The organism is Streptomyces sp. STR69, assembly GCF_024519455.1.
Taxonomy (GTDB): Bacteria; Actinomycetota; Actinomycetes; order Streptomycetales; family Streptomycetaceae; genus Streptomyces.
The window spans coordinates 564193-570540 of record NZ_JALJRY010000002.1; the positions used below are offsets into that span (position 1 = coordinate 564193).

Sequence of the window (6348 nt, forward strand, 5' to 3'; positions counted from 1 at the left end):
ACGGCGGTGTGCGGACGACGGGGGAGTGCACGAGGTGATCGATCCGGTGTCCATGAGCGCCATCGCCGGGGTGTTCGGGGCCGTCGGCTCCGGGATGGCGAGCGAGGCCGGCAAGCTGGCCTGGGAGTCGGTCGGCGGACTGGTCCGCCGCCTGGCCGGGCGGGAGGTGCCCGCTCCGGCGACCCCCGGCGAACTCGACGCCGTCGCCCGCATGATCCACGACCGCGTCCACGCCGACCCCGAACTCGCCCTGATCTGGACCCGGTTCGCGCGCGGCGTGCGCACCCCGGGCCGGATCACGGGGCCCGGGCGGCACTGCCTCCCACCGGCGCCCCGATCCTTCACGGACCGTCAGGAGGCCCTGAAACTCCTGGACAAGGAGGCGACGCGCCCCTACGGCGGACGCCCGCGGCTGGTGCTCCTGCACGGACCCGAGGGCATCGGCACCAGCACCCTCGCCCACCACTGGGGCGCACGGCAGACGCACCGCTTCCCCGACGGGCAGCTCTACGCCGACCTGCGCACCCTCGGCCCCGAACCGGTCCTGACCACCCTGCTGCGCCAACTCGGCCTGCCCGACGAGGAGATCCCGCCCTCGGCCGCCGACCGGGCGACCCTGTTCCGGGCCTCCCTGACCGACCGCCGCGCCCTCGTGGTCCTCGACCACGCCCAATCCGGCGCCCAGGTACAGCCGTTGCTGGCCTCGGCCGCGGACGTGGTCACCCTCGTCGTCGCCCGGCACCCGCTCATCGGCCTCGACGCGTTACGGATCCCGGTCGGCCCGCTGACCCGCCGCGACGCGAGACGACTCCTCACCGAACTCGTCGGCAAGCCCGCGGTCACCGCCGCCCGCGCCGCGCTGCCCGCCGTACTGGACCGCTGCGCCGGCTCGCCCTACGCCCTGCGCGCCGCCGCACCCCGGCTGACCGCCCCGCCGCAGCCGCCCACCGGTCCGGACACCGACCCGGTGACGTCCGCCGTCGAGGACTCCTACCGCCTGCTGGCCCCCGACTCGGCCCGCCTCTACCGCCTGACCGGCCTCCACGACTGGCCCGCCCTCGACGCCGCAGCGGCGGCGCGCGCGGCCGACACCGGCGAACCCGATGCCGACCGGCTCCTCGGTGAACTGGCCGACGCCCTGCTCGTCGAGCGCGCCGACGACGGCCGCCACCACTACCGGCCCGCCGTCCGCGCCCACGCCGAACGGACCGCCGCCGCCACGGACGGGATCGCCGCGTGCTCCGCCGCCGTGTCCCGCACCGTCCAGCACTATGTGCACCTCGGCCTCGCCGCCGCGCAGGCGGCACTGCCGGAGAGCTGGCGCGTCCCGTCCGCGGCCACCCCGCTGTCGTACGAGGACCGGGGAGCGGGCGTCGCCGCACTCGCCGCTGAAGCCCCCAACCTGGTCCAAGCGGTGCGTGCCGCCGAGGAGTTCGGGGACTGGGACACCGTCGTCCTGCTCGGCCAGACCCTGTGGCCGCTCCAGCTCAAGGCCGGCCACCACGACGTCCTGCTGCCCGCGCTGCGCGCCGGGGCGCGCACGGCGGACGCCCACTTCCCCGGCACCCGTGGCGCCGGTGCCCTCCATGCCCAACTCGCCCACAGCCTCATGGAGTTGCGGCGCTGGGACGAGGCGGAACCCGAGGCGCTCGCCGCCGCGCGGGACGAGAGGGCGGCCGGGCATGTGCGCGGCCACGCCTCCGCCGTCGAGTTCCTCGGTCTGCTCCGGCTGCGTCAATGGCGGTTCGCCGAGGCGTACACGGCCTTCGACGAGGCCTACGGCATCCTCGACGGCATCGGCCCCGGCGACGAGGGCGCCGCCGATCTGCCGCGCGCCCGCGCCCTGTTGGAACGACACCGCGGCCGGGCCCTGCGCGGGATGGGCCGCCCCGCCGAGGCCGTCGCCCGCCTGGACCACGCGCTGGCCTTCTTCCGCGCGAGCGGCGAGGCCTACAACACGGCCCGCACCCTCACCGACCTCGCCGAAACCCGCCTGAACGAGGGCGAGTTCACGGCCGCCCGCGCCCTGATCGACGAGGCGGCCACCGCCCTGCGCGACGAGAAGGCGGAACAGCACCTGTCGTATCTGAGCGTCCTGCGCGAGCGCTGCGAGAGTTAGCCGAGGGCGACCCGCACCCGGTGCACGGCCCCGCCCGTGTGCACGGTCAGCCCCTGCGCGACGGCCTCGTGCAGGGACTTGCCGGAGGACAGCCAGGCGTGCAGGGCCGAGGCGCAGGCGACCGGGTCGGCGTCGGACGGCGGTTCGGTGCGCAGGAGCAGCAGGGTGCCGTCCGAGGTGCGGGCCGTGCACGCACCGGGACCGGTGACGTAGACGGCGAGGGCGCACCGCGGGTGCCGGGTCAGTACCTCGGTCGTCCAGAGCGCGGGTGACCCGAAGCGCGGATCGTCCGCCGTGCCGTACCGGAACACCACGTCGGCCAGGGACAGTCGGTCCTGCTCGCGGGTGTCCTCGTGCACCGCCGTGTGGGCCTCGCCCGGGCTGTCGGGCGCCGGGTGCGGGCCCGCGTACCGGACGACCGAGACCTCGGCGCTGCCCAGCAGCCGGGTGAGCACCCGCAACGGGACCGTGTGCGCGGCCGGTTCGAACGGCGGGAGCGGCAGCGGTTCGAGCAGCGCGGGCGCGTCCGGCTCGGGGATGCCGATGAGGCCGTAGAAGAGGCGCCGGAGGCGGGTGGCCGACTCGCCGGGTACGGAGCTGGTGAAGGCGGCCGGAGTGGGCAACGGGCTGTGGGCGTCGATGAGTCGGGACAGTTGGGGGCGCAGCGGGAGGGCGGGGTCCAGACGGGGTGCCGTACGGACGAAGGCGTGTACCGGGGCGTCGGGGGCGAGGCCCGCGAGGGGGGCGGCGCCGAGGAGGACGGGGGTGCCGAGCGCGGCGGCGTAGTAGGTCACCGAGCCGTGGTCGCCGATGACCGCGTCGGCGGCGAGCAGCGCCTGACGCCAGCCGTGCAACGGGTCGATCAGGGTGAGTCCGGCGCGGCGGGCGCGGTCGAGCCAGGCGCGGATCTGGCCCGGGCCGTGGCCGTACCAGATGTTGGGGTGCAGGACGGCGGCGAGACGGTACTCGTCGACGGGGCGTTCGGAGGTCAACCGGGGGAGCAGGGACGGCAGCACGTCGTCGCCGGAGGCCGGGCCGTCGCCGAACAGGGACTCCGGGTTCCAGGTGGAGTTGAGGACGACCAGCCGCTGCGCCCGCCCGACGCCGAGCGCCCGCCGGTAGCGCTCCCGGTGGGCGCGCGCCGCGAGCATGCGGTCCCAGCAGGGATCACCGGCCAGTACGGCCGTGGGCGCGGCCTCGGGGCAGACGGCACGCAGCCGCTCCACCTGCTCGGGGTGCGACAGCACCAGCGCGTCGGCGACGGGCCGCCCGCTGTCGTCGAGCAGCCACTCGGGCGACAACCCGAAAACCGGAACCTCGACCTCCGCCGCCTTGCCGCCGGGTGTTGGGTGTTGGGTGTTGGGTGTTGGGTGTCCCCAGCCTCTTAGTGTATCCGACACCGTGGGACATCACGGCCAATACGCCTGAAAGTGCCCGGAGTTGACCGCCGAAGCTCGCGGAGACGGCCAGATCGACCGGGGTTGTCGTCGCCTGTTCCCAGGGCAGCACCGGCACCCCCGTTTCCGCGAGCAACTCGGTCACCCCGGCCCGGAACGCCGACGATTCCGTGCAGGTGACCAGCAACTGCACGCGGAAGTCGTCGTGGAAGAGCGGCAGTACGTCCAGGAGCCGGGTCGCGGACGTCACGTTGTGCACGACGAACAGGACCTTGCGGGTGCGCCCGCGCGTGGCCCACCGTCCGGCGTCGTCGCCGACCGGCACCCGTATCCACTCGGCCCCCGTCACGCCCCTCGACCACCTTTCGCGCATGTGATCGGGCAACGATAGTCAGCCCCGGGCCCGCGTGCGCCGGCCGCCCCTGAAATCGGCCGGTGCACGCGGGGGCCCTACGGGCGGCGCAGGGCTGTAAGGGCCTTGTCGACGCCCAGCGCACGCAGGTGCGCGGAGGCCGGTGTCGCCGGCCCCTTCACCGTCCTACCCCGGTTGGCGTCGTGCCACGTCCCCGCCGGGGGACGGATGTCCCGAAACGTCAAGAGTGAACGGCTCGGCGGCTCACTGGCGGCTGACGGTCCGGGTCACACCGGTGACGACCGTCGTGGCCAGGATCCAGCCGGTGATGATCAGGGCGTAGGCCAGGTACTGGTACCAGCCGGTCGGCGCGAAGGCCTCCTCCTGGCCGAAGGAGATCACCGGCAGCAGCAGGTCGAGGGTGTAGAACACCGCGTTGAAGCGCGGGGCCTCGGACGCCTTGAGAGCATGGGGGTGGTGCAGGCCGTACGCGATCGAGCCGATGGCCAGCAGCGACAGCAGCCAGGCGCAGGCGCGCAGCGGGCGGAAGCCGTAGCCGACGGTGGCGTCCTGGACGTAGCCCCAGATCCGGCCGTACCGCGGGAGGGTGCCGCGCAGGCGGCGCTGCTTGGCGAGTTGGACGCGGCGGGCGGCGTAGTCGTCGCCGGTGCGGCGGTAGGCGAGGGCCAACTGCTCGTAGGCGTGCGGGACATAGCCGTCGCCGTCCTGCTCCAGCATGGCGAGGCGGCGCTCGGCGGGCTCGTGGGGGATGAGCGAGGTGTAGATCAGGCTGGTGAGATACACCTGGCCCGGCACCACCTGCGGCTCCAGCAGCAGCACGTCGATCTGGGCACTGCGCAGCACGACACCGCCGTCGATGGGCGGGCTCTCCCGCAGCCAGAGTTCCCCGATGGTGGCGCTGCTCGCCAGCAGCACGGAGCTGCCGGGGTTCGACAGGGTGCTGTACGACAGGTCGAGGCGGCCCGCGATCCGGGCGCCGCGCAGTCCGACCCAGCCCTCCACGGTGGCGTGCCGAAGCAGGACGTTGCCCGCCACGACGAGCACTTCGGCGTCGATGGCGGAGTGTCCGGGGTGGGAGAGGTGCGCGGTCTTGAGGTTGATCGTCCCGGCGACACTCGCGCCACTGAGCCGTATCTGCCCCTGGGTGCGCAGTCCGGCCGCCCGGAGATCGTCGCCGACCGAGGCCTGGTTGAGCTGGAGGACCGGCTCGCCGGCGTCCGGGGCGATGATCTCCGAGCCCTCCATGAACAGACTCCCGGCGACCTTGACCTCCGCGAGCCGCACCACACCGCGGAACTTGGCCCGGGTCAGCCGCAGTACGCCGTCCACCCGCATCGCGTGCGCGGTCAGCCCGGGCAGGAAGGAGTCGCCGAGATTGAGCTCGCGCAGCCGGGCCGCGTAGCAGCGGGGCACTTCTTCGAAGTGGCAGTAGCGCAGCCGCACGGGGTGGTCGATCGTCGCGTACTGCAGATCGAGCCGGCCGGTGATCCGGGCGCCGGCCAGGCTGAGCGATGCTATCTCCCCCGCTTCCTGGGGCCCGTTGAGCAGCAGGGCCCGCAACACCGAGGCGCGCACGGTCCGTTCGGGACCCCAGTCGCCACCGAGGGCGATGTCCTCGTCCTCCGCCGTACGGAAGTCCACGGACCCGCCCAACGGGAAGGCCCGCCACACCTGTTCCTCGGCCGGTGTCAGATCGTTGATCTCCATCAAGGGGGACTCTAGCCCGGCCGATGTCGTGCGCACAGAGGACGACATCGGCCCGGGCCGCGCTTCAACGCGCGGTCCGGGCCGGGGAGTTGTGCCGTCGGCTACGGTCGGGTGTTCCACTCCGCGATGACGGGCCTGTCGTGCTCGGTGGAGAGGCGGCTGACGGTGCCGGTCGCCAGCTGGAACAGCCGGCCGTCCGCCGCCGACAGGCCCAGCCGGCGTGCCGTGAGGACGCGCAGGAAGTGGGCGTGCGCCACCAGGACCACGTCTCCGTCGTCGAGCGCGGAGTCCACCCGCTTCAGCACCCGGTCGGCCCGGGCGCCGATCTCGTCCGGGGACTCACCCGGGTGTCCGGCGGGGCCCGGCGGCACGCCGTCGGTCCACAGGTACCAGTCGGGGCGGGTGCGGTGGATGTCGACGGTGGTGACGCCCTCGTAGCCGCCGTAGTCCCACTCGTGCAGGTCGGGGTCGGGTGCGGCCCCGGTGATGCCCGCGAGTCCGGCGGTGCGTATCGCGCGGTCGAGCGGGCTGGTCAGGGCGAGTGCGAAGGTCCGGCCGGAGAGGAGCGGAGCGAGGGACTTGGCCTGTTCCTCGCCGTGCGTGGTGAGGGGCAGGTCGGTCCAGCTGGTGTGCTGTCCCGACACGCTCCACTCCGTCTCGCCGTGGCGGACCAGCAGTAGATCCCCCACGGCGCGCCTACTTGGTCTCGACGGCGTGGCCGCCGAACTGGTTGCGCAGGGCCGCGATCATCT

4 protein-coding genes are annotated in these 6348 nt (G+C 73.8%); 1 reads left to right on the forward strand and 3 read right to left on the reverse strand.

The window, feature by feature from the left end; translation table 11 throughout:
- Nucleotides 1-34: 34 nt before the first annotated feature.
- Nucleotides 35-2119 carry a tetratricopeptide repeat protein gene (locus OC490_RS06200; RefSeq protein ID WP_315986657.1) on the forward strand — a complete coding sequence of 695 codons (2085 nt, stop codon included), beginning with the start codon at nucleotides 35-37 and terminating at the stop codon, nucleotides 2117-2119.
- On the opposite strand, the gene OC490_RS06205 is transcribed toward OC490_RS06200, so the two are convergent.
- From OC490_RS06205 to OC490_RS06215, 3 genes are all read right to left on the reverse strand, one after another.
- Complete coding sequence (locus OC490_RS06205) at nucleotides 2116-3420, reverse strand: hypothetical protein (RefSeq protein WP_262056763.1); 1305 nt, start codon at nucleotides 3418-3420, stop codon at nucleotides 2116-2118. The genes OC490_RS06200 and OC490_RS06205 overlap by 4 nt on opposite strands.
- Nucleotides 3421-4132: 712 nt before the next feature.
- Nucleotides 4133-5596, reverse strand: coding sequence for a membrane-associated oxidoreductase (locus tag OC490_RS06210; RefSeq protein WP_262056764.1), 1464 nt, complete (start codon nucleotides 5594-5596; stop codon nucleotides 4133-4135).
- 101 nt (nucleotides 5597-5697) lie between these two features.
- Entirely contained in the window at nucleotides 5698-6285 is a 588-nt protein-coding gene (locus tag OC490_RS06215) for a histidine phosphatase family protein (protein WP_262056765.1), read from the reverse strand.
- Between the last annotated feature and the right edge of the window lie 63 nt (nucleotides 6286-6348).